22 protein-coding genes and 1 pseudogene are annotated in these 25,063 nt (G+C 38.4%); 9 read left to right on the forward strand and 14 right to left on the reverse strand.

All coding sequences use genetic code 11. The annotated features are described in order from the left end of the window. Nucleotides 1-72: 72 nt before the first annotated feature. Nucleotides 73-756, reverse strand: a complete 684-nt coding sequence (yrfG, locus tag QZ562_RS03085) for a GMP/IMP nucleotidase (RefSeq protein WP_293756782.1) — start codon at nt 754-756, stop codon at nt 73-75. Nucleotides 757-880: 124 nt separating this feature from the next. Here yrfG and nudE point away from each other — a divergent pair, with 124 nt between their 5' ends. Beyond that, complete coding sequence (nudE, locus tag QZ562_RS03090; protein WP_293756785.1) at nt 881-1,444, forward strand: ADP compounds hydrolase NudE; 564 nt, start codon at nt 881-883, stop codon at nt 1,442-1,444. Further along, nucleotides 1,444-2,289, forward strand: a complete 846-nt coding sequence (cysQ, locus tag QZ562_RS03095; protein ID WP_293756788.1) for a 3'(2'),5'-bisphosphate nucleotidase CysQ — start codon at nt 1,444-1,446, stop codon at nt 2,287-2,289. The genes nudE and cysQ overlap by 1 nt, the downstream gene beginning before the upstream one ends. A gap of 614 nt (nt 2,290-2,903) precedes the next feature. Here cysQ and QZ562_RS03100 read toward each other — a convergent pair. From QZ562_RS03100 to QZ562_RS03110, 3 genes are all read right to left on the reverse strand, one after another. Then, entirely contained in the window at nt 2,904-3,152 is a 249-nt protein-coding gene (locus tag QZ562_RS03100; RefSeq protein WP_293756790.1) for a YheU family protein, read from the reverse strand. Next, nucleotides 3,149-4,204: a hydrolase gene (locus QZ562_RS03105; protein WP_293756793.1), complete on the reverse strand. Its 1,056-nt coding sequence runs from the start codon at nt 4,202-4,204 to the stop codon at nt 3,149-3,151. The genes QZ562_RS03100 and QZ562_RS03105 overlap by 4 nt, the downstream gene beginning before the upstream one ends. A gap of 1,259 nt (nt 4,205-5,463) precedes the next feature. Further along, nucleotides 5,464-7,374 carry an ATP-binding cassette domain-containing protein gene (locus tag QZ562_RS03110; RefSeq protein ID WP_293756796.1) on the reverse strand — a complete coding sequence of 637 codons (1,911 nt, stop codon included), beginning with the start codon at nt 7,372-7,374 and terminating at the stop codon, nt 5,464-5,466. A 136-nt stretch (nt 7,375-7,510) separates the two neighbouring features. Between QZ562_RS03110 and QZ562_RS03115 the strand changes: the two genes are divergently transcribed. Further along, nucleotides 7,511-7,717 (forward strand): YheV family putative zinc ribbon protein, encoded by a 207-nt coding sequence (locus tag QZ562_RS03115; RefSeq protein ID WP_293756799.1) that lies wholly within the window; start codon nt 7,511-7,513, stop codon nt 7,715-7,717. Between the two features lie 367 nt (nt 7,718-8,084). On the opposite strand, the gene QZ562_RS03120 is transcribed toward QZ562_RS03115, so the two are convergent. Then, complete coding sequence (locus QZ562_RS03120) at nt 8,085-8,297, reverse strand: SlyX family protein (RefSeq protein WP_293756801.1); 213 nt, start codon at nt 8,295-8,297, stop codon at nt 8,085-8,087. Next, nucleotides 8,297-9,229: a PQQ-binding-like beta-propeller repeat protein gene (locus QZ562_RS03125; RefSeq protein ID WP_293756845.1), complete on the reverse strand. Its 933-nt coding sequence runs from the start codon at nt 9,227-9,229 to the stop codon at nt 8,297-8,299. The genes QZ562_RS03120 and QZ562_RS03125 overlap by 1 nt, the downstream gene beginning before the upstream one ends. A 729-nt stretch (nt 9,230-9,958) precedes the next feature. On the opposite strand from QZ562_RS03125, the gene QZ562_RS03130 reads away from it, so the two are divergent. From QZ562_RS03130 to QZ562_RS03140, 3 genes are all read left to right on the forward strand, one after another. Continuing rightward, nucleotides 9,959-10,165 carry a hypothetical protein gene (locus QZ562_RS03130; RefSeq protein ID WP_293756804.1) on the forward strand — a complete coding sequence of 69 codons (207 nt, stop codon included), beginning with the start codon at nt 9,959-9,961 and terminating at the stop codon, nt 10,163-10,165. A gap of 700 nt (nt 10,166-10,865) precedes the next feature. Further along, nucleotides 10,866-11,354, forward strand: coding sequence for a transcription elongation factor GreB (greB, locus tag QZ562_RS03135; RefSeq protein ID WP_293756806.1), 489 nt, complete (start codon nt 10,866-10,868; stop codon nt 11,352-11,354). A 315-nt stretch (nt 11,355-11,669) separates the two neighbouring features. Then, on the forward strand, nt 11,670-13,994 hold the full coding sequence (locus QZ562_RS03140) for a Tex family protein (protein WP_293756846.1): 2,325 nt from the start codon (nt 11,670-11,672) through the stop codon (nt 13,992-13,994). A gap of 78 nt (nt 13,995-14,072) precedes the next feature. Here the strand turns inward: QZ562_RS03140 and QZ562_RS03145 are convergent, their stop codons facing one another. The 3 genes from QZ562_RS03145 to bioH all read right to left on the reverse strand — a co-directional run bounded on the left by QZ562_RS03145 (nt 14,073) and on the right by bioH (nt 16,191). After that, nucleotides 14,073-14,996, reverse strand: coding sequence for a putative metalloprotease CJM1_0395 family protein (locus QZ562_RS03145; RefSeq protein ID WP_293756809.1), 924 nt, complete (start codon nt 14,994-14,996; stop codon nt 14,073-14,075). 19 nt (nt 14,997-15,015) lie between these two features. After that, nucleotides 15,016-15,339: a hypothetical protein gene (locus QZ562_RS03150; RefSeq protein ID WP_293756810.1), complete on the reverse strand. Its 324-nt coding sequence runs from the start codon at nt 15,337-15,339 to the stop codon at nt 15,016-15,018. 81 nt (nt 15,340-15,420) lie between these two features. Further along, on the reverse strand, nt 15,421-16,191 hold the full coding sequence (gene bioH / locus QZ562_RS03155) for a pimeloyl-ACP methyl ester esterase BioH (RefSeq protein ID WP_293756813.1): 771 nt from the start codon (nt 16,189-16,191) through the stop codon (nt 15,421-15,423). Nucleotides 16,192-16,250: 59 nt separating this feature from the next. On the opposite strand from bioH, the gene QZ562_RS03160 reads away from it, so the two are divergent. After that, nucleotides 16,251-16,928 carry a ComF family protein gene (locus QZ562_RS03160; RefSeq protein ID WP_293756816.1) on the forward strand — a complete coding sequence of 226 codons (678 nt, stop codon included), beginning with the start codon at nt 16,251-16,253 and terminating at the stop codon, nt 16,926-16,928. Here the strand turns inward: QZ562_RS03160 and QZ562_RS03165 are convergent. Beyond that, nucleotides 16,925-19,471 (reverse strand): M14 family metallopeptidase, encoded by a 2,547-nt coding sequence (locus QZ562_RS03165; protein WP_293756819.1) that lies wholly within the window; start codon nt 19,469-19,471, stop codon nt 16,925-16,927. The genes QZ562_RS03160 and QZ562_RS03165 overlap by 4 nt on opposite strands. Nucleotides 19,472-19,615: 144 nt before the next feature. Between QZ562_RS03165 and nfuA the strand changes: the two genes are divergently transcribed. Then, nucleotides 19,616-20,194 carry a Fe-S biogenesis protein NfuA gene (gene nfuA / locus QZ562_RS03170; protein ID WP_293756821.1) on the forward strand — a complete coding sequence of 193 codons (579 nt, stop codon included), beginning with the start codon at nt 19,616-19,618 and terminating at the stop codon, nt 20,192-20,194. 242 nt (nt 20,195-20,436) lie between these two features. Here the strand turns inward: nfuA and QZ562_RS03175 are convergent. Next, nucleotides 20,437-21,774 (reverse strand): annotated as a pseudogene (locus QZ562_RS03175) (MATE family efflux transporter). Between the two features lie 26 nt (nt 21,775-21,800). Between QZ562_RS03175 and QZ562_RS03180 the strand changes: the two are divergent. Then, complete coding sequence (locus QZ562_RS03180; protein WP_293756824.1) at nt 21,801-22,856, forward strand: polysaccharide deacetylase family protein; 1,056 nt, start codon at nt 21,801-21,803, stop codon at nt 22,854-22,856. A 25-nt stretch (nt 22,857-22,881) separates the two neighbouring features. Here the strand turns inward: QZ562_RS03180 and QZ562_RS03185 are convergent, their stop codons facing one another. Genes QZ562_RS03185 through cyoE form a run of 3 tightly spaced genes read right to left on the reverse strand, consistent with a single transcriptional unit; the run spans nt 22,882 to nt 25,060 of the window. Beyond that, nucleotides 22,882-23,496 carry a GNAT family N-acetyltransferase gene (locus QZ562_RS03185; RefSeq protein ID WP_293756827.1) on the reverse strand — a complete coding sequence of 205 codons (615 nt, stop codon included), beginning with the start codon at nt 23,494-23,496 and terminating at the stop codon, nt 22,882-22,884. Nucleotides 23,497-23,507: 11 nt separating this feature from the next. Next, a complete protein-coding gene (locus QZ562_RS03190) occupies nt 23,508-24,146 on the reverse strand; it encodes an SCO family protein (RefSeq protein WP_293756830.1) in 639 nt (212 codons plus the stop codon). 2 nt (nt 24,147-24,148) lie between these two features. Then, entirely contained in the window at nt 24,149-25,060 is a 912-nt protein-coding gene (gene cyoE, locus QZ562_RS03195) for a heme o synthase (RefSeq protein WP_293756833.1), read from the reverse strand. Nucleotides 25,061-25,063: the final 3 nt, after the last annotated feature.

Below are 25,063 nucleotides of genomic sequence, written 5' to 3' on the forward strand. Positions count from 1 at the left end.
TCATCTGGATCCTTTATGAGATTCAGTTGTTTTACTGGACGTTTAGTTTAACCACTTTATTATAAGTTTAGATTAATTAACAAACGGGTTCGCTACGATCTCATCCAACAAAAAACGATAGTCCTGTATTGATGGAAATTCACTAATCTTTCTAGCTGGTTGACGGCTATCAGGGTTGCTCACTGCCAACAAATGTTTAATACCAAAATCTTGAGCAGCTTTTAATATACCTAAACTGTCATCCACAAAAAGTGTGTGTTCCGGGTTAAAACCAAGTTTTGCTTGAAGCCTTTGCCATAAAACTTGTGATTCTTTGGTGACAGAAAATTCGTGAGTCGATATTAGTTGGTCAATGTGGTTATTTAATTGAGTATGTTCCACTTTTAACGACAAGCTGTCAGGGTGCGCATTAGTCACCAAAATCACATCACGCCCTGAGGCTTTTAAGGCGTCTATAAAAGGTAAACTGTCTTCGCGAATACTGATTAAATGCTCAATCTCGCGCTTGGCCTCAATAATATCGATGTCCAGTTTTTCAGCCCAGAAATCCAAACAATACCAGCTTAAAGTACCCATTACCTGCTGAGTTTCAACAGCCATAATATCTTTGGCAGCTTGTAGTGAAATGCTATGTTTTTCAGATAATCTTTTAGGCACATGTTCTAACCAGAAATGATTGTCGAAGTGCAAGTCTAGTAAGGTGCCATCCATATCGAGCAACACAGTGTGAATATTTTTCCAAGCAAGCTTTGACAAGTAGCATGTCCTCTATTTAACAGGTATATTTGGTCTATAAAGAAATTCATCTAATTTAAGTTATATAAAGTTAATCTTACTTTTAAAAAGACGATATCGGCGGTTATATTAACGTGAAAAATACATGAACAACATAGACAATAAAAAATTACTCCCACAAATCCATTCTCGCAAAATAGTTGCAAAAAGCGGACTGTTTAAAATCGAACAAGTCGATTTAGAATTTTCAAATGGGGAAACGCGTGCTTTTGAGCGCATGGCTGGTAGCGGCAATGGGGCCGTTATGGTAGTGCCGTTTATCAATGATGACGAATTTTTGTTAATAAGAGAATACGCAGCAGGAACCCACACTTACGAACTGGGCTTTCCTAAAGGGTTGATTGACCCAGGTGAAACGGCGGAAGTAGCGGCTAATAGGGAACTAAAAGAAGAAATTGGTTTTGGAACCAAAACATTACGTCTACTACAGAATGTCAGTATGGCACCGGCTTTTTTTGATGCCAAAATGACCATCTTTGTTGCCGAAGATTTATACCCAGAGTTATTGCCAGGTGATGAGCCTGAACCTTTAGAAGTAATTAAATGGTCAATTCAGAATATAGACGCGCTGTTGGCTAAAGATGATTTTATAGAGGCAAGATGTATTGCTGCCTTGTTACTTGCTGAGAAATGGAAAAAGTCACGCTAATGCCAACTAAAGATGCCCAACAACTTTTAGATATAGCAAAAAAAACGGCGATTATGGCTGGTAAAGTAGTATTAGAAATTTACGACAGTGGTGATTTTACTAGTTTTCAAAAAGAAGATAATTCACCTGTCACGTCAGCTGACTTCAAAGCCAATGAAATTATTATGCTGATGTTGCAAAAAGCAACACCAGACATTCCCATTATGTCTGAAGAGACTGAAATAGGGTCGTTAGAAATGCGTCAAACTTGGACACGATATTGGCTTATCGACCCGATTGATGGCACTCAAGAATTTATTGCTCGCAGTGGTGATTTTGCTATTAATATCGCACTGATAGAAAATAATCAGCCTATTCTAGGTGTAATCTACTGGCCCACAGGTGAAACATTGTATTCTGCGTTAAAAGGCCATGGTGCATTTAAGGAATGCCCAGTTGAGAACAAACAAATCTATGTCCGAAGTTTAAAAGCACCTAACGAAGATCCATTAATTATTGCGATTAGTCGCAGACAACCTCGCGAAAAAGTCATATCGAGTTTGAGTGGGGAACGTGTTTATCAAACCTTACCTGCTGGCAGCTGTTCACTTAAAGCTTGCTTTATCGCTGAGGGCAGAGCGGATATATTTTTACGTTTTGGTATAACAGGAGAATGGGATACAGGTGCATCACAATGCATAGTAGTCGAAGCAGGAGGTAAAATTTTGGCACATGATTTTTCTCCTCTAAGCTACAACATGCGTACAAGTGTGATTAATCCAGATTTTTTTATTATGGGCGATCAGAATGTTGATTGGCAAAATATTGTTAAATGCGAATTTGGTAACAACAATCAATCTGTCTAACATCAAAATTTTTACCTAATTGAGTTAACTATGAAATATTTATTACTTCGCACAATTTTGATTACTTCGACCTTGTTTTGTTACACGGCTAACGCACATTGGATGTTAGTTGAGGACAAGTGAAGTATTGTGTCGACTAAAAATTAACATATCAGTGAAGTTCAATAATTTAAGACCCTAAAGATGCATTCAACCCTGAGAGGAAATTACAGGTTGAAATTAGTCTAGCCAGTATTGATTCAAGTATCGGAATACGTGATGCACGTTCGCGAGAAGAGTTGTTTTTGGTGGATACATTGCCTTCTGCTAATTTATCTGCCTAGTTACCAGATAGTGTGTTATCACATGCAAAAGGCCGCTCGATATCGATAATACTTCCAGCCGAATTAAGTGTTATGGGTATCAGAAAAACTATTAATGTAACTGTTCAGGTCGCACATAAAACTGACAATGGCATAGGCGCTATTAGCACCCAGCCAGTATAAATATTTACCGCTTATTTTGGGTTAACTTCTGGGATTATAATATTACAAAAGCTAGCAGGACATAATAGTGTTGTGCTAACAGTGCCGGTCAACTTTAACTTAGTATTCTTGGCTCACTAAAATTACTAATTACAGTTGCTGTTGAGCCTCTGACAATTCAAAATCCCCTAGCTGTTGCTTAGGGATGATATTCACAGTTTCATGCAGTTCAGAATAAACTAGAAGCACATCACCTATCGCTAACTGTGCAGATACTTGCTGTACTTTATCCGCCAGCGATACATCAGCCTCACCGTACTCGGTGCCTTCACGGAGTACAAAGCCCTCAATAATGTTCATTAAGGTTTCTTCGGTCAAATCTGTAATAGGTATAATCATTTTAGCTCAACAGTAGATAAGTGTTCAGAATTGTAAGCGATGAACGGCTTAAAGAAGGTATTTGCTCTTTGTTGCATCCAAATCTTGGGTCGCCATGGTGTACCTTGCATAAAACCTACATGTCCACCTTTCTCACTTACTTCGAGGCATACACTCGGTGATAAAAGAACGGCATCAGGCACTATGCTGCTGTGCATAAAAGGATCATCTTTGGCGTGTATAACTAAAGTGGGCGTGGCGATACCTTTAATAAAGTGTTGTGAACTACATTTTTGATAATAATCATCAGCATCCTCAAAACCGTGTAATGGCGCTGTGATATGTTGATCAAAATCTCGAAAGTCTCTAAATTGTTTGATCTGTGATTCCGACACTTTTATTAACTTACTGTAATCCATATTGCGCATCTTAATCAGCAGATTGCTAACCATACTTTTTAGCAAGTAAGCTTGATAAACCCTCGAAAATCCTTGGTTAATACTAATTGCACACAAAGCCAAGTTGAACGGTGTAGACACAGCCATTGCTGCTTTTACGATTTGTTGTTTAGGTTGTTCACTCAGGAGTTTAAGTAACATGTTAGCGCCAAGAGAGAAACCCATCGCTGCTTTACGCGTTTCAGGGAATTTATGCTCAAGCCAATTCAAAAAGTACCAAGCATCCTGAGTCTCACCTGAGTGGTAGGCTCTAGGTGTAGCATTATGCTCACCGCCACAGCCACGAAAATGCATCAATACAACGGCATAACCTTGTCTGACGAAGTTTGCCGCCATATCGTTGATATAATGTGAACGAATAGAACCTTCTAAACCATGAAACAAAGCAATAATGCCCGAGGATTTTTTTACATCACCAGCCCAGATTAAATTAACAAAATCGCCATCAGGTAAAACTAATTTTTCCTTACGGTAATCAAGCTTGGCTCGTTTTTGTATAAAACGCGGGAAGATGGTTTGTACATGTCTATTTTTTGCCCACCAAGGTGGCCTAAAGTCACTTTTGACTATTTCACCATAACGGACATTTTGACTAATTTGGGACTCAGAATACATCAACAAAAAATCTCGATTTATCATTAAATATGAGTATATCAATTGATTGAAAACATAAAAATCTCTTTTGATGGTATACATTAAGAAAAAGGACCAGCACTTTTTATCAGAGGAACAAACATGAAAAAGAAGACGAGATTAGTCATTTAGCTAAGGTGACATTTAATAAGACTCGTCTAATCAAAAAAACTGAGTAACCACTGCATATATAACGACTTATCAAAGACATCATTTGCGCTTCTCGTTGATTCAATTATTCATTTTTGTGAACATTGTATGAGTAAAGTAATTGTATGCCTCACTTAAAGCGTTAGAAGCAGAAGCAATTTACATTATGCGAGAAGTCGCTGCGAGTTTTGAAAGCCCGTGTATGTTTTACTCGATTGGTAAAGACTCCACGATGATGCGGCATAAAGCACAGAAGGCGTTTGCTCCAGATAAAGTCCCCTTTACTATTTTCATGAAAATACCACTTGAGGGTTTCGATAAATGGGTGTATCTCGCAATAAACTTTGTGACGAGCTTTAGATGTGTTTGAGTTTGAGTTTGAGTTTGAGTTTGATGCAGCATCAGGCGTTGCCTGACGTGATGAAGAAAAATCACGTGTTAAAGAACGAATATTCACGGTAAGAAGTGCTGACCATCAATGGGACCCAAAGTAACAACGTCCTGAACCATTGTCGCTGTACAAAACTCAAATAAATAAGGGTGAATCGGTGCGTGTGTTTTCATTTTCAAGCTAGACCGAGCTTGATGTTTGGCTCTACATCCTTTAAGAAAGAATCGACATCGTACTATTATATTTTGCTGACAAACGTATGAGCTGAATAGACGAAGAAAGCGGGCAAATACTTGATTTAGACGACGATAGGATGTTGCCAGATTTAAACAAAAAAGAAAAATCCACATTGAAAGAACACTGGGTACGTCTTGGACATTATGTTACTACCCACAAGCGCGGGCATTATTAAGTAAAACGACAACTCTATAAGGAGTTGCGACGGAAATGCTATTTAGCAAAAACAGCGAACAAAAAGGTCGCTTATTAGACAAATATCAGACTGATTCAATGGATAAAAAATGCGCGAAGGTTACTTCTAACGACTCTACAAACAACAAAGCAACAAAGTTAAACCTAAACATCATCACTATCAGTCAATTTATTAGCGTTCTTAACCACTGTGCCACCTAAATTGGCTAAGTGGTTAATTACTGGCTGAGTCTTCAAAACTCAACAGACGTACTCAAAAATAGTTATGTTAATCAGCACTTTCTTGCTCAAATTCCTGCTGTTTAGTTTCTAACTGTTCTTGGGCATCTAGCCATTGCATTTCTGTATCTTCAAGACTTGACTTCAATGTAGCTTGGTCGGCTAATATTTGTTTAAGATGTGGTTTATTTTCAGCGCTATAGATCTTTGTATCACTTAGTTTTTCCTCTAATAATTGTAACTTTTTATGAGAATCCGCCATGCTTTTTTCGTGCTGTTCAATTGCTTTTCTTAGAGGCTTTGTTGCTTGCCTGAATTCTGCTTCTAAACGTTTATTGTTTTTACGATCAGGTTTAACACTGGTTTTATCGCCTGTTGTGTTAGTAGCTTTATCACCTTTGAGGATCCAGTCTTTGTAATCATCTAAATCACCATCAAAGGCTTGCACTTGCTTTGAATCCACTAGATAAAAGTCATCACAAACCGATGTCAATAAAAATCTATCATGTGATATCAATACCATGGCACCTTCAAAGCCTTGCAGCGCGATATTCAGTGCATGCCGCATATCTAGATCTAAGTGGTTGGTGGGCTCATCAAGCAACAATAAATTAGGTTTTTGGTAAACAGTTAAAGCCAATACTAAACGAGCTTTTTCGCCTCCGGACATAGGCGCGACTTTGCTTAACGCATTATCACCACGAAACCCAAAACCACCTAAATAATCTCTGAGGCTTTGCTCAGTGGCTTTTTTATCTAGTCTTTGCAAATGGGCTATGGGTGAATCATCGCCGCGTAAAAACTCTAACTGATGTTGTGCAAAATAACCTATACGTAAACCCGCAGATGTTTCATATAAGCCTTCCATGGGCGACATTTCACCTGCTAATAATTTGATTAAAGTCGATTTACCTGCGCCGTTTTTACCTAATAAGCCAATACGACTGCCCGGTACAAGATTAAGGTGCAGTTTTTCTAAAATAATGGTGCTGTCGTAGCCCACCTTCACTTGCTCCATTTTTATTAATGGATTAGGTAATTTAGGCGGAGTGAAAAATTTGAAACTAAATTCAGAGGCCGCCATTACCGGTAGTAAATCTTCCATCTTTGCCAACTGTTTAACACGGCTTTGTGCCTGTTTAGCTTTGCTAGCTTTTGCACCAAATCGATTGATAAACGACTCTAAATGGGCAATTTGATCTTGCTGCTTTGAATATTGTAGACTTTTTAAACGTAAGCGTTCAGCGCGTTGTTTTTCATAAGCATCGTAGTTACCCGTATAACTAATAAGTTGCTGCGATTCAACACTGATGATTTCATTCACTGTGCTGTCCAAAAAAGACTTATCGTGAGAGATCAACATTAAGGTTCCCGTATAACGCTGCAGCCATTTTTCTAACCAAATCACCGCATCAAGGTCAAGGTGGTTAGTAGGTTCATCTAATAACAACAAATCAGAGCGACATAGCAATGCCTGGGCTAAATTCAAACGCATTCGCCATCCACCAGAAAAAGCAGAAACGGGGTTTTTCATTACATCATTGACAAAACCTAAACCCGCTAAAATAGTCGAGGCACGGGCATCAATATCATATGCGCCAACCTGTTCTAACAAGCCATGTAAATGAGCAATTTGTTCACCATTGTGCTCTTGTTCTGCATCGATCAATTGTTTTTGAAGTTTTCTGTAATGTTTGTCTCCATCAATCACATAATCGATTGCAGAGCGTTCAACAGCAGGCGTTTCTTGTTCAACTGAGATAATTTGCCAATTTTTAGGAATATTAAAATCCCCCTGCTCGGTGTGTAACTCACCCTTTATCAAAGCAAACAATGTGGACTTACCACAACCGTTGGCACCAATCAGGCCTGCTTTATGGCCAGGGTAAACGACAGCATTGGCATCTCGCAGCAATACCTTACTGCCACGCATTAACGAAACATCTGAAAATTGGATCATGGAAACCTGTTATGAACTTTTTAGCTATCTCAACCGTTAGTTTGTACTTAGTGACACAAAATCTAATACGAGATAACACTCAAATTTGAATGGGAGTATCATATCAAGATGAGCAACCGAAAATATGTCTTAAACCATGGTTAACAAAATTAAAAAAAGATTCGTCGCAGGAGCAAACTGCCCAAAATGTCGTGCACTTGATACAATCATGCTTTACTTTGAAAATAATGTTGAAAAACTGGAATGTGTAAAGTGCCATTATTCAGAGTCTCAAACAGATAAAAAAGTGGCTAAGGCCTCACGAGCAAGTTCAAATGTAATTGGAGTGTTTAAGCCAGATTGAATTATTAATCGCTGCACATCGATCTAATAGATGAATAATTCAAGAATAGTGTTTATTCATCTATTTTATTGATGTGTCACCGTAGGCAGTTTACATATGGTGAATTTTTTATGGATGCACCTACAATTAATAAGTTTCAAAACGACCCTAAATAACACCTATTCGTCCCAACTGGTTCTAGAATCAACTCAAATGAGAGTCTTTTATTCCTTAAATCATCGTTGACACATTAAAACATCTGCTTAGGCAGCAATATTTAACAAGCAACCTCGTTCCTTCTAAATTTCAAATAGTTGTACTGTTTAAAGTTCTGAGTTGCTAAGAACCTCTCGGCGTGTCATATCAATACTAAATCTTTTATATTCGACTAGTAGTGTGGTGGTGGCATTTCCTCTTTTTCAGACGCCATATTACTGGGTTCGATAGCACTAATTTTTGATACCAATTGTTTAACTTGATATTGCAAGTCATCCATTTGTTTTTGCTGTTCAATCAATGCCTGGTTAAGGCTTTCAATGGTGTCTTCTTGAAAAGACAGTTTCATTTGTAATTGTTCGATATCCGTTTGTACTGTACTCATTAATTTTCTATCTTCCACTTTTCTAGTAAACCATTGCTACTTTCTGAAATAATTTCGCTATCACCAATAAAACCGACAGCATGCACAACCGCCGATGCAGGTCTGCTACCCTCACGAGCTGAAACCTTCCACTCATTTAACTCTTCACCTGTTTTCACATCCCAGCGATTAATTCTTCTAGATGGCGAACCGGTTAGTAAATAATTACCATCATCCGAAAAAACGGCTGTAGTGAATATCCTTTGTCTTGCTGAATATTGTAGATTACTGATTTCCTTACCAGTCACTAAGTCCCATATCCTCGCATCTCGCTTACTATCAGCGGTAAATGCATAACGCCCTTTATCATCTAGCGATACCTTTGTAACTCGACTAGGATGGTCGAATTTAAATATAACTTGACCTGTGCGGGTATCCCACAAATAAGCTAAATAGTCATTACCGCCTGTTAGTGCATAAAAACCATTAGGAGAGATATCCAAGCTGTTTATTTTTTCTTTATGTCCTAAAAACTCTAATCGCCTGCCTGTTTTAGGCTCAAAAAACATCACTTTACCACTACCGCGGCCAACCAAAATACCTCGCCCTTGATTTGAAACTGCGATGTCTCGAATACTTGTCTCGTCAATTCGCCAAAAACCTTCTGGCTCGCCGACATCTAAATTCCATAATGCAAATGCTTCTCTATCAGATGTCACAACATATGAATTATCAAAGGCAATATGAATATTTGTCACTGAATTGCTACCGTCATCTTGATGTCGCCACACGTATTGCTTTTTATTAGTACTTAAATCCCATACAGTAATGCCATTTACAATGGTAGATACAACTGCAATCGTATTGTCTGCAGATATGTGGGACGCATGTGTCCCTCCGTCAGCATGGCGAAATGAACTAACAGGCACATTACTTGACCCATCGCAGCCCATAAATCCAATGGTACTTAGCAAAATTACAACATAGACAATCTTAATGCGTTTATTCAATGGGTTTCTCTTCGATTCAATCGTGTCTAGTATATGCGTTTGCCCACCAATCACATACTGCTAGTTGGTGAATTATAATGAAAAAGACCTCAATCACTGTTTGGATTACCTCTGTGGAAATCTTAATTGCCTGTTTGACCACTTCCTATTGATCCCATGAAAGTTGAGACGTTAACCTTCAGTACACAGTAACAATCTCATGCTATGGGCGCCAGTTTGGGCCAGATTGTTGAAAACAAAGTAACGAATCAAAAAAATGGGTATCAAATACAACCAAAATTTATTGGTTAAAAGTTTTATTGCTGCCATACAAGGTCAGCCATAACTCGATAATATAGGAATACAATCAATCACCCGTAAAGTCGAAAGTCTTGTACGAGAGAAACAAGACAAGTTAAGAGCTCAGATGAATGATGAAAATAAAGCCAAGGGTTCAGAGTTTTTAAGAAATGATGTTGGACATGTTGCCATTTTTATCACAGATTCAGATTTACAGTACTAGGTGTTAAAAAATGGTGCTGCTAACAGACCTAAATCGACTGACATAGTCAAATAAACTACTTTGGAATGTTAATAGATGAAACAGAAATTGATTCTTATTTCGCACGTAACAAGTAAGCAAGTTTTCCTTTAAATCAGGTTATTAATGTTTGGACTGAAGGCCAACAGCTCATGGGCGTGGGTGCAAAATATAAGTTTTATGTTTTCTCAATTCTTCCTTATGCAGCTCGTTCAACATGTGAAGTCACTAGTCACTCAATGCTTATTTTTGAAGTAGAATTACTAGAAATAATCAAAATAGATAATGCTGTAAAAAATAGGAATGGTCAGTTGTCGACGGCCAATAAAAAACCGAACACGTTACCGTGTTCGGTTTAACTCTGTTATTTTTACTAATCAGCTATTTCCGTGCTGAACCTTATTCCTTCACTATTTACCCTTCTAAAGGGTAATTTATCCCAAATTAATTGGGTAATTTAAGCTGTAATTTTTTGTCATTTCGACTAAATACTGTTTCAACTTTATGTGTTTGGATGTCGATATTTACCTCAAATCAATTGTTGCCAAGTTTATAGGTAGTATGACTTGCTATTGCTATTTCAGTTGGTTTTACAAAGGGCGAAAAAAAGGGCAACTCTCTTTAACGCTAGGTTCCACAAAGTGTTTTTCTGATTAGGTTAGCAAAGGTCTTTAATTAAAAACCTATCTCACTTTGATTAATATTAACTATAGTAGATAACTGTTCTTTTACACGCCTAAAATTGATTTTTACTTGTAATGAATTGTGCTAAAAAAATAGTTTTTATTACCTCTTAGTGTTCGAATTAGTGTTCGAATTAGTGTTCGAAATTTCTCTTCATCGTTTTCTAATTTTCGGTCACGGCTGCCGTCAGTTTTTAATCAAAAACATTATTTTTTTAAATGATTTAGGTTTCTCAAGGTCCACTAATGATGATAAACAGTGGCAATGCCCATTTTAATATAAAAAAACGCCTGATTTAGAAATAGTTACTTTGGTAAAAGCTTGAGAAAATTTATACTTATCATATTAAAATAATACGCTGAGTAAGATTTAAGGTTGAAAACAAAGTTAATAACATCTGAAGGCTATAAAAAACTTTATGATGAGCATGAATATTTATGGATGAAAAAACGCCCTGAAATTACAAAAATTGTCAGCTGGGCTGCGAGTCTTGGAGATAGATCTGAGAACGCAGACTATACTTACAATAAGCGTTTATTACGGCAAATAGATAGACGTGTTAGATTCCTTAGGAAATTGCTTCCAGAACTTCAAGTGGTACATCATTCGCCTGCACAAGACGGCAAAGTGTTTTTTGGAGCTTGGGTAGAAATTGAAAATACCGATGGTGAAATGAAGTGTTTTAGAATTGTTGGCCCAGAAGAAATTTACGGAGAAGATAAAAACTTTATATCTGTCGATTCGCCAATGGCAAGAGCCCTAATTAAAAAATGTGTAGGTGATGTTTTTACTGTCATAACACCAAACGGTAAAAATGAGTGGTTTATAAATTCAATCAAGTACAAAGATGCCTTCGAGAAATAATAACTCACTTTTCAGTATTTGGTTTTCCAAATCGACCTATTAGCGTTTATCCCAATAAACTGTCAATAGATACGAAAAGTGTAAAATTTTAAGTACCTTGCTTTGATGTTCAAGCATAATCGATTTTTGCTCTGATTATGCAAAAAATTAAATAAGCCTCCATCTAAATATGAAGGGGTAATCTGGATATATAGCCTTATAAAATTTTCATTAGCTTAATATTGTCACTTTTATTCATCTAACGCTGGTAATTTCTCTCTCGCACCCCTATATAGATGGCTGGATTTAAATGAATCATATACAAGGCCTTCGATGATGATAGTGGAAAAAATTGCGCATGAGTTGCAAGTACAAGCGCAACAAGTTCAAGCTGCGGTAAAGTTACTAGACGAGGGGTCGACAGTTCCTTTTATTGCTCGCTATCGAAAAGAAGTCACCAATGGTCTAGATGACATAGCGTTAAGAAAATTAGAACAACGCTTAACTTATTTGCGTGTTTTAGAAGACAGACGAAAAGTTATTATCAAATCAATTGAGGAGCAAAAAAAAATGACTCCTCAATTAAAGACAAGCTTGCTTAGTGCAGAAAACAAAACCGAACTAGAAGATTTATATCTGCCGTTTAAACCCAAACGCAGAACTAAAGGCCAAATCGCCATTGAATCTGGGCTTGAACCTTTAGCCAGTGCTCTATTTAATGATCCACAGCTCTCCCCTGAATCTGAAGCTCAGGCATTCGTAAAAGAAAATAGTGATGTGCCAGACGTTAAGTCAGCCTTAGATGGCGCAAAGTACATTCTTATGGAAAGATTTGCTGAAGATGCGAGCTTGCTGCAAAAAATCCGTCAACATTTAAACAATCATGCCCACATTAAAAGCCAAGTTATAATTGGTAAAGAAGTTGAAGGCAGTAAGTACAAAGATTACTTTTCACATTCCGAACTATTGAAAAAAGTACCTTCACACAGGTCACTTGCGATGTTTAGAGGCAGAAATGAAAAGTTTCTGCAAGTCTGCCTAGATGCTGATCCAGAAAAAGATAACAGTGATAAAAGCTCATATTGTGAGCAAATCATCATCGAACACTTTAATATCAAGTTTGCCAATAGACCCGCAGACAAGTGGTTAGCGTCGGTGGTGCAATGGACATGGCGGGTAAAAACTTTGCTGCATATGGAAAACGAATTATTTGGCGCGGTGCGTGAACAAGCTGAACAAGATGCAATTAACGTATTTGCTAAAAATCTAAATGATTTGTTAATGGCGGCACCGGCTGGCCCTAAAGTCACGATGGGTTTAGACCCAGGTTTACGTACAGGTGTAAAAATAGCGATCGTAGACCCAACAGGAAAGGTCTTAGCTACTTCAACTATTTTCCCCCATGTGCCCCAGAATCAGTGGGATAAATCACTTCGCACTATTGCCAATTTATGTAAACAACACAAAGTACAACTTATTAGTATTGGTAATGGCACTGGCTCAAGAGAAACCGATAAGCTTGTGGGCGAGATGACTAAAGTCAACCCAGACCTGTCAGTGAGTAAGATTATAGTCAGCGAAGCAGGAGCCTCGGTTTATTCTGCATCAGAACTTGCTTCAAACGAATTACCAGCGATGGATGTTTCATTACGTGGAGCTGTTTCTATCGCCAGACGACTACAGGACCCTTTAGCAGAGTTAGTCAAAATTGAACCTAAAGCCATAGGTGTAGGACAATATCAGCATGATGTCAGCCAGAGCAACCTAGGAAAGTCACTGGGTACTGTGATAGAGGACTGCGTAAATGCTGTGGGAGTGGATATCAACACAGCATCAGGTGCATTATTGAGTCACGTGTCAGGTCTGAATCGTACTTTAGCTAATAATATTGTTAACTATCGAAACACACACGGTGCATTCAAATGCCGTAAAACCTTACTCGATGTTGAACGCCTAGGACCAAAAGCTTACGAGCAAGCAGCAGGCTTTTTACGGATTATGGGGGGAGAAAACCCACTTGATGCATCAGCTGTGCACCCTGAATCCTACCCAGTGGTTAATTCGATTATCGAATATACCTGTACTGCAATGAACGACATTGTTGGCAACACCGAAGTGCTAAAAAAACTTACTCCTGAAGACTTCGTCACTGACTTGTTTGGTTTGCCCACAATCACAGATATCATTAGCGAGCTTGATAAACCCGGTCGAGATCCTCGCCCAGAATTTAAAACTGCTAACTTTAAAGATGATGTGCAGTCTCTAAAAGATCTCAAAGTCGGTATGATTTTAGAAGGTGTAGTGAGTAACGTTGCCAACTTCGGCGCTTTTATTGATGTAGGTGTGCATCAAGACGGGCTTTTACATATTAGCGCAATGACTGACAAGTTTATTTCGGACCCTAGAGATATTGTCAAAACAGGTGATATTGTTAAAGTGAAAGTAATGGAAGTAGATGTTGAAAGAAAACGTGTGTCCTTCACTATGCGAATGGGCGATACAACTAATCAAGAAGCAAAACCATCATTACAAAAAAATCATATGGAAAAAAAGCCCTCTAATCGGCCTGCAAAAGACAATCGGCAACAGTCTAAGCCTAATCAGTCGAATCAAATGATGGGCAACGCTTTTGCTGATGCTTTTTCCAAAGCAAAGAAATAATGACTTCTAACTATCCCTAAAACTAACAAGCCCTCTTTTGAGGGCTTGTTTCATTATGATGTACTTATAACACCAGACTTAAGCAGATTGCTGTACTACTTCAGAACGAGGATTAGTCACTTGTTGATAAAAATTTTGAATCACTGACACCCTGCGAATAATTTCTAAGTCTCTGTTTGCTAAAAACTGACTCGCATCATGCAAGTCAAGCTCAGTACCAATAACGCTTTGCTCATCAACTTCTGACTTACCGATATCTAGTAAACGAGTTGGTATACCGATATCTAAGGCATCAACAATGTCATCAAACGAAGGTGTTTCTCCATCAACAGAATTCTGTTGCGCTTTTACAATTTTATCACTGGCTATTTCAGCGCTTGCTTCAAGGGCTATTTGAGTTGCTTCGGTCGCTACTCTTAAATCTTGCACGCTGGGTTTTGCGGGGGCCAAGGCCGCAGCTTTAACTTGCTCCGCCTTACGTAGTGTTTCCTGTGGTGTAGCAGCCTTTGATATATCTATTGAAACCTCGCCACTGACCGCATATCGTCTGCCATCAGGTCCTCTTTCATATTCGTATTCAGGTGAGCTTGCATATTGACCACCCAAGGAGGCATGAGCTTGCTCATGCGCCCGGACTTCAGCATCTCTTTGTTGCAGCTCTGTCAGTTGCTGTTGCTCAGCTTGTTGTTGCTGTTGCTGGTCTTCAGCATTTTCTTTACCCTCACTGGCATCTTGCCCATTGTCTTGAGCTGAATCATTTTGTGTATTGAGCTGTTGAGCCGTTTGAAAAGTGGGCTTTTCGTAAGTGAGTGGTTGAGGTACTTGGCCAGGTGTCTTAAGCTTATCTGCTTCAGGACCTACACTTGTCTCAGCCGATGACTTCTCATTAGATGCTAGTTGTGGCACAGTCTCGCGCTGAGAGTTATCCCTGCGCACCGCTTCCGTATTAACAGTACCAGTGTTAAATATTACAGGGGGAGAAACGGGGAGAAGAATATTCATAGTATTTATTGCCTAAAAACTAGGCCAGAATATCTAGGATAGTGCCAACAGTATCACTAGCGGTATCAACTACTTTTGTAGAAGCTTGAGCATTGGTCAGATTCACTGATAAGCCTACTAGGTTAGATGTAATCCCATCAATTGCTTCTGGAAGTAATTTTTTGATTGAACTGAGCTGCGTAAGTGTAGCATTTGCTAAAAACTCTTGAGGATCGCTATTCGGTAGGGTAAAAGCCGATAAGCCGGCCAAATTCGATGTATTTTGGGTGAGCCCTTGAGATGCTCTTTGAATGCCTATGGTGCCACTTAATATGGCGGAATTCATATTGTTATTGATATTCACTGTAATCTCCACAACTTAACCTCTCATGTTCAATTATTAACCATCTTTAGGTTTTTTTAAAGCTTTAACTTGTTATTAGTATTAAATCAGCACTTTTATTAAACGTTTCGCAAAAAACTCTGTATCTGAAATGAAAGGAGCATGGGATGCATCACTGATAACCTCCAACGTCACCTTAGAATTAAGATACTGCATCTGCGGGGCTAATTTGTCTGGCACTAAAGTATCTAAGCGACCTAAAAACATATGACATGGTATTAACAGTGTTTTAAATTGCTCACGTAAATCAATGTTTTGTAACATATCTAAGCCTGCAGATAATGCGATGGGTGATGGAGGTGGGAATTGTTGCACCGCTTGCTTGATTGTATTTGTATCTTGCTTGGCGTTTACACTACCCATTGCTTGGATCGCCAAGAAGCGTTGCAGCGTTTTAGTAAAATCTAGCGACAGTTGCTGAGTAAAAAAATCTAATACTTTAGTTTCAATTCCAGGCCAATCGGTACTCTTAGAAAATTTTGGACTAGAACAAATTAACACGAGTTGTTTAAGTTTTTCAGGGTAATAGCTAGCAATTTGCTGAGCAACAAGTCCACCCAGTGACCATCCGATAAGGATACAATTTGATGGAAGATGCTCTGCCACTGACTGTGCAATGTTCTCTAAGTTATAAGGAGCAGGTAATTGTCGATGATTACACCCGTAACCAGGCAAATCGATTGTGGTGACACAGAATTGGTTTTTAAGTATGTTTATCAATGGCTGCCAAACGCCACTATTTACACCCCAACCATGTAAAAAAACAAGCTGTTTACCGCTCCCTACTGTTGATAATTCCAATCTTACCGACATTTCTTCTACACTTAACCTTGCTAGTTGATTTTTATATTAAGTAAAGGAATATCAGCAAAATGAAGGTAGCTTTGAGTCAGAATTGTTTAGTGTGCAAACAATCCAGCAACTCAGCAATATGCCATTATTGCATTGCAGATCTAACACTATTTGATATTGACCGACATCATCACAATCTTATGTTATCACCTAAGGTGAGTTTGGGTTTGACAAAAGTAGATTTTACCCAGGTGATGGCTCTTGCTGATTATCAATGGCCATTATCAAAGCTATTGACTGGATTAAAATTTTCGAAACATATCCCAAATGCTCATGCATTAGCGACACTTTTCGTGAGACATTGTTTGAGTTCAATGCCTGTTTTACCACAACTAATTATTCCAATGCCCCTGCACAAAAACCGCTATTTATTTAGAAAATTTAATCAAAGCATAGAGTTAACCAAACAAATTTGTAAGTTAACTCAACTAGATATGGACACGTCCATCATAAGCAGATGTAAATCAACCCCAGCTCAAACCAACTTATCGGCTTATCAAAGGCACAAAAATTTGTGTAATGCTTTTGAAATAAATGTAGCAGCCCAGCGGCGACTTAAAAACTATCGTCATGTCGCCTTATTCGATGATGTCATCACCACGGGCAGTACAATGAATGGTGCTTACCACAGTTTACGTAAGCACCATCCTAGTTTAAAAGTTGATGTATGGAGTATCTGCCTCACCCTTGCGCGTTAACCTGGCGCATTAATAAAACCGGCCATAAAAATGGCGTTACTCATCAGACGACTAGTACCATACCAAACACCTCTGAAATTGATGTTAGTAGCAAAACCAACCACTTTACCTTTGCCAAAATTATGCGACACAATCGCAGCGCTACCGCCAATAAGTTGTTGTAACTCATCAGCACTGTAGCCGGCCATAAGAGGTGATTTTACATAACTTGCCACAGTAATAAATGGTTTATCGGGTAGCCGCATCACCAAAGCACTGTTACGAAACATAGGCAATGTAGAAGACGTATAACCAAAAGCGAGTGGATGACTTACATCTAACTGCGTCTCAAATACTGCTCCAGCAATTCTCTTCTTTGCTTTAAGCGCTTCCTGATTTTTATAGGTCATACCTGTTGTTTCAAATGCTAAATTGATTTCGTTATTACTCTTAAAATTAGCCTTAAGCCATTTATTATCTGAAAACCAACTTGCCGCAGATTTTTGACCAATAAGAACTCCTCCTTTGTTTAACCATACCTCAATCTTACTGACAGTCTCCTCAGGTACCTCTTTATACATCCCTTCGACCCATATCATGTGCGAATAACTGTCCAAAGAAAGTTTACTTAGTTGGTCTAAGTCTGTGATTGAAACAGGCATATCAATATGCTGATCTAGATAGTGCCATACTTCCCCTAATTCATATTGAGAAGTACCACGACCGCCCACTAACAACACTTTTGGTTGTGTAATATTGAGCATTTTTCGGCTACCTAAATCAATACCTTGTTGGGTTAATCCAGATGTAACCGAATGAATAGCGATATTCAGGTCTGTATTTTGCTTTTCAATAATCTCTAATAAATTTTCAGGTTGTTCTAGAGCGATAGGAACAATTACTGCCCCCGCCGCAAAGCTCATACCACCCTGTACGGTTTGAGCAAAAAAGGCTTCGCCAGCAAGCTTCACCTTTACATTATTGGCTAATAAACGCTGTAATAGTTTAGGAGCTTGATAGTTTTTCCAGGAAAAGGCGTAGGCATAAGCACCTGGTAACAATTCAGGATAAACAGTTGTAGGTTTCTTAAGAGTCAGTTTATCGAGTTTTGGTTGGCGTTTAACTGCTTGGTACTGAATATTAAATGCTAAAGGCAAGTTCCAATTCGACACGTCATAAAATGTATTGTCATCAAAAGACTTCCGTGTTGAGAATAAAGATTTTATTAACCTATATTGAGGCTGGTCGAGTGGCACAAACATACTATTCACGGTATCAAATATTTGTCTATCAACTTTTACATCTTTGCTCAGAGGAAAATATTGAATCTGATGTGCTGACAATATCTCTAACATTTTTGAAAAACGGGCTTGGTCAAATTTCTCATTCAAAATATAACCATCAAAATCATCATCTTTAATAAGGTTTTTGGTTTTTTTAGCAAAATCTACTTGATAATCAAGCAGCGCTTGTTTATTAGCTAAGGCACCTGCAAAAGTAGAAAGAGAAGTCGTCACTTGATTCTGGATAGTATCAGAAAACTTCAAAGTACCATTTACGGAGTCTTGAATATGCCCCCTGCTGCTAGCTTGTTCAAATAAAATACCAATACTTCCATGGGCATCAGGGTAAGTTGAACCTTTACCATAATAAAAATCATCAAAACTTTCTTGAGTAAAATATAGTTGTTTAGTCTTGTCTAACGCTGCTGCATGAAAATCTCCCAACGCTGCAGTTAGTTCAACATTTTTTAATGGTGTCCATGGGTTTTTTCTGGAAGCAATGCCAGGTTGAAAAAAATAGGTGCTATTAGTGCCCATTTCGTGAAAGTCAGTTAATACATGCGGACGCCATTGATGAAATTGTTTAATACGAGCTCGTGACTCTGGGTGAGTTAACAACAGCCAATCACGGTTTAAATCAAACCAATAATGATTGGTGCGCCCCGAAGGCCAGGCCTGACGGTGCTCGCGGTGATTAGGATCAGATACTGGGTTCTTACCTTTGTGCATATTAGCCCACTGAGCAAATCTTGATAGCCCATCGGGGTTCAAGCTTGGATCTAATAAAACAACATTATCGTCAAGTAATTTATCTATCGATTCGCTTTCACCAGCGGCTAGGTAATAAGCGATCAAAAGTGCAGCATTAGATCCGGAAGGTTCATCGCCATGAACACTGTAGCCCATCCAAATAATGAGTGGATCATCCTCGTCGGCAGATTGACCTAAGTTTTGAATGTGTCTGGCTTGAATTGCAGCCAAATTTTGCTGGTTTTTAGCAGAACTAAAAGCTAAAAGGTGAAGAGGACGGTTTTCGTGTGTACGACCCGTTTCAACTAAGCTCACACGATCTGACTGTGCAGCTAATAACTGCATATAATTAGCAATTTGATCATGACGTGCATGCCATTCACCTACTGACGCACCTAGCGCTTGAGTGGGAGTGGTCACTCCTACTTTATACTGAGTATCGTTTGGTAAATACTCGGCGTCTAAAACAGCAAAAGCTTTGACACTTGTAAGTAACAACAAAAAGGCAAAAATTCGAAACAAAAAATCCATAAAAACAAGTCTCAACAGTCAACATCTTTTAAAAGAATCTCACGTTTTAGTTTAAATTAACATAAGGAAAAATGATTACTTGAGTGTTTTAGTCAAGTAATCTTGTTATAATAACTTGACAGTCTTTTTAAAGGTAGATAGCCCATGATTAACATTTCAGAAACAGCGCAAGCACACTTCTGCAAGCTGCTAGCAAACCAAGAAACTGACACTAACATTAGAGTGTTTGTAGTTAGCCCAGGCACTCCCAGTGCGGAATGTGGTGTATCTTATTGTCCACCTGATGCTATAGAAGAGTCAGATACTGTATTAGAATTTAATGGTTTTGATGCAGTTGTTGATCTCGAGAGCGCACCTTTTCTTGAAGAAGCGGAAATTGATTTTGTCACAGACCAAATGGGCTCACAGCTAACACTTAAAGCGCCCAATGCAAAAGCACGCAAGGTCGATAATGACGCACCTCTATCTGAACGGGTGAGTTATATGATTGAAGCTGAGATTAATCCACAGCTAGCCAGTCATGGTGGTAAAGTTACCTTAATCGAAATTACGCAAGACAAAGAAGCGGTACTAGAATTCGGTGGTGGTTGTAACGGCTGTGCGCAGGTAGATGTCACCTTAAAGGATGGCATCGAGAAACAAATGCTTGAACAATTTTCTGGTGAGTTAACTGCAATCAAAGATGCCACTGAACACCGAGCAGGTGAACACTCTTACTACTAAATACTAGCCCAGCGAGGAAACAACCATTAACTGGTTACAGCACTTAGCAGATGAGCCAGATAAAAGCTGGGCTTTTTTCAAACGCGGTTTTAGTATTTTCTGCCTAGGCGCGGCAGTGGTTTTGATAGGCTCAAAATATGCGCCTGTTATTCAAATACCAGGCCTAGTCTTTTTGGCAGTGGGCAGCCTATATTCTCTTAGAGGCTACATTGGCATCCTAGCTCATCGCATGACAGCTAGTTTTAAACTGCCACCTTCCCAGTTCGACAAAGATAAATAAAGTAGCATCCTAGGCTTATTCCTCTGAATAATAAAAAAAGTAACATCGCCATCCATAAGCCCATATTTTCATAAGATAAAAACACCCAAAAAGCTGGAAAATAAACAGCCAACCCACAAAACAACATACTATTGCGCATAGCTTTTGCACGAGTTAGCCCCACAAATACGCCATCAAAAAAGAAGCACCAATGAGCTATAATGGGTAAACAATATACAAATATTAGATAGCTTTTCATTTCAATCTGAAGCGTTGGTTGGTCTGTTATCATAGAAATAATTTCTGTTTCTCACACTCACAAAATTAACGAGTACACTACAGCAACAACCGTTGACCAGACTAATCCGTGTAAAGTGACATAAATGATACCTTTGGTGTTTCTTTTTCCCTTTTGTTCTCCAACCAATGCTTCTGCAGCATAAGCAACACCATCTAAGCCAAGAGCAATTAAAGTGAAAAACTGCATCAAAATCGCATTAATTGCCGCTGACGTAGAGCCAAAACCTACTCCCTTAAAAATAAGAAAAGCAATACAGGCCTGTAATATCAAGTTTCGAAAGAATGTGTTGCCGTTCAAAGACAATAAAGGTTGTAAATAGGCAACCGAAAACCATTTTTTTTGTATCACTGTTTTACCAATAATTTTTAGTGCTGCGATCAGACTTACTATCGTGATGAAGTATTCAGCTACCACGCTCGCCAACGCTACACCGAAGACCTCCAGTCCTAAACCAAAAACAAACCACAAATTAAGTACTAGGTTCAATAAATTTGCGAACACCTGAATAAGTAGTACCTGTTTGGCTTTTTGCTGGCCTATCAACCATCCCACTAAAGCTAAATTAACTATAGCGGCAGGTGCTCCCCAGATACGTGTGAAAAAATACTCAGATATAACATCTTCGATAACTGGAGTAGCACTGGCGAAATATAAACCCAAAGCCAAAATACCATCTTGTACTAATAACAAAAAGCTGCCCAACAAAAAACCAATTAAGACTCCTTGAAACAAGCTTTGACTGAGCTTATTTGGATCTTCACTGCCCTTTGCTTGTGCACTAAGACCTGTACTGGTCATTCTTAAAAAACCGCATAACCAGTATAATTGAGTGATAATCAATGCAGCTACTGAGGCACCAGCAAGAAAGTATGTGTCTTGCATGTGCCCAAGTACTGCTGTGTCGACTAAACCCATTAAAGGGGTTGTGACGTTGCTTAAAATCATGGGTATTGCAATAACAATAATTTTTTGGTGCAAACTAATCTGAAAGAAGTTTGATAAAGTATTATTTATATTCATTAAGTTATCGATTTTAAAGGAGAGGCATGAAAAAATTTTGGAACATTTTTTCGTTCACAATAACATGTGTGTTGTTAAGCATAAATACTTGGGCAAAAGACAATGCTGTTATATTGTTGTATCACCATGTCAGTAATAGTACTCCTAATGTGACGTCAGTATCACCTGATACATTTCGCGAGCATATGCAGTATTTGGCTGAGCATCATAAAGTATTACCTTTAAAGCAAGTTATTGAAGCCTTGCAAAACAAACAACCTTTACCTGACAAAACAGTAGTGATCACTTTTGATGACGGTTATGGCAACATTTATGACAATGCACACCCTATTCTTAAAGAATTTGATTATCCATATACCATTTTTGTAAATCCTTCTCTTATCGGTTCGGTAGATTACCAACTTAACTGGCAACAAGTGAAACTTATGGCAACAGAAAAAGCCAGTTTTGCCAATCATGGAAAACAACATAACCACTTACTCAGTAAAAATGCCAATGAATCAAAACAAAATTGGCTTAGTCGCACCATGCAAGACATCGAAGATGCTGAAAAAACACTTGAGCAAAAAATGGGCTATAGCCTTAAATATTTTGCTTATCCATACGGAGAGTTTAATAAGCAGTTAAAATTGCAGTTAAGCGCTGAAGGTTATATTGGGTTCGCTCAGCATAGCGGAGCAATAGCCTCATATAGTGATTTTTCTGCTTTACCTCGTTTTCCAGCAGCTGGGATATATAGCAACATTGAGACTTTAAAGGTTAAATTAGATAGCATGGCGATGTTGGTTACTGATGTTATCCCAGATGACCCAGAGCTTGAGTCGTCTGTTCAAGAGCAAATATTTACCTTCAATATAAAATCAGTAGACTTATTACCACAAAAAATTAATTGCTTTCAAAATGGCACACTACTTAACAAATCAATTAAACAAAACACTATTTTAGTGAATATACAGCCTATTATTAAACCTGGTAGACATAGGGTAAATTGCACAGCACCTAGCACAGGTAAAAAAGATAGATACTATTGGTTTTCGCAGCCTTTCTTTATGCCAACAGCTCAAGGAAAGTGGTTAGACTAATTACTGTGTTAGTTGAAAGTATGAGTTAAAGCTTTTTACTCAGATGAAAATGGGAGCCAATCCCTAATCGCTGCATTCTAAGGCTAACGTCTGATTTGTTAATTTCTACGAATCCTTGACGTCGATAAAAATCACTTGCTTGTATGTTTTTACAGTCGACATCAAGACTTAAAGCTAATTTTCTAGAGGCCGACGCTTGTTGTCGCATAGACTCTAGTAGAGCACTCCCTACACCTTGTTTTTGATACTGTTCAAGTACAGCAAAATGTCCGATGCACCACTCATACTTTTTGGGTTTGGGAATACAATCTTGCAATGCTTGACTGGCTTGAACTACAGCTAATGTATGGTCAGTACCGTAAAAGTCGATTAACGTGGTTAAAGTTGCTTGATGGAACCCAGCGGGTAAATCACTATGCCATGGGCAAGAACAACCAACAACTTGGTTATCAATTTCAGCGACCCAATGATTGGCATAACCATATTGACCATCTGAGAATAGAAAACTAGATTGGAGAAAATTTAATACTGATAACTCATCGTTTATATCAAAAATTGCTGCAAGTGGAACAGGCGCAGAAGATAAAACTAATTGGCCTAAAGCATATGCATCAATTTTTTTAGCTTGCCTTATCTTCATTTAATAGCAGTTTATTGGGACATAATTGCCGGCATATCCACCAGTATTTTTTGACCTTCACTGATAGGTAATTGCCCTACGACAAAATCAGGTTTGAAGCGCCCAACTACTTGTGCCCTCGGATTTAACACCACCACAGACGAGCTGTGGTCAACCAAGTAATTTGGGTTGTCAGTGCTTTCAGACATAGAATACATCATGCCCATTGCTCTAACCAATGGAAATAACTGTGGGTGCTCCCCACTTACAGCAATAAAATCGGGATGAAAAAAATTAATATATTCGTTTAAACGTTTCGGGGTATCCCGTTTAGGATCAACTGACAGAAGAACAATTTGAATAGGAAATTCGGATGGTATTTTTTGTAATTCTGGATAGATACCTTTTAATTCTGCCAAAGTAGTAGGACAAATATCGGGACAATAAGTATAACCAACAAAAATCAGACTCCAATGACCCATTAAATTCTGAGGTGTAAAAGCTTTATCATTATGATCTACCAACTGAAAATCAGGCAGCGCTCTAACCTGAGGATACAGGCTTACATGTTGCATTTTAACATTATTGCTAGGAGGTTTAATGTAAAGTGCTGCTACAACCCCAACAACGAGAGCAATAAATGCAATTAAACCTGCTTGTAATTTACTCATTCCTAAAACCGCACATAATGATCAACTAATAACACCACAAACAGAACCATCAAATGGATAATTGAAAATTTAAACGTCTGCATCGCTGTTTGTTCGGTGGCAGTAAATTTTAATTTCCATGCATAATATAAAAAACCAGCATTTAGTAAAGTAGAACCAATAAGGTATATTAGACCAGACATACCAATTAAGTAAGGCAGTAAACACACCACACAAAGTAAAACCGTATACAGCAAAATTGAGGTTTTAGTGAAATCTATACCATGTGTCACGGGCAACATTGGTACCTTTGCTTTTGCATAATCTTTCTCACGATGAATAGCCAAAGCCCAAAAATGTGGTGGTGTCCAAATAAACACAATTAATACCAATAATAGTGCATGGGCGTGAACTTCGCCCGTCACTGCTGTCCAACCTAGTAATGGGGGAATAGCACCAGCTAAACCACCAATAACAATATTTTGAGGAGTGGCTCGTTTTAAGTACATAGTGTAGACCACTGCATATCCTAGGAGCCCTGCAAGGGTTAATACTGCGGTTAGACGATTAACCCATAATTCGAGGATCACATAACCTACAACAGTTAATAATCCGGCAAAAAACAATGCTTTTTGTGGACTTACTTTACCTTTAGCTACTGGGCGATTAAAAGTACGTGCCATTTTACCATCAATCTCTCTATCAACAACATGATTTACGACAGCTGCGGCAGATGACAAAAAGCCTATACCTGTTAGCCCAGCAATAAGAATTTTCCAGCTGATCCAACTATCACTGGCTAAACACATGCCAACCAAGGCCGTCAGCAACAGTAATAACACTACTTTAGGCTTGGTTAATTCATAGTAATCCCGGCAAGTTGACCATAAATTAAACTGACTATTTGGTTGTTCTGCGGTCACAACTTTACTCACCAT

This window comes from uncultured Paraglaciecola sp., assembly GCF_913058035.1.
GTDB lineage: Bacteria > Pseudomonadota > Gammaproteobacteria > Enterobacterales > Alteromonadaceae > Paraglaciecola.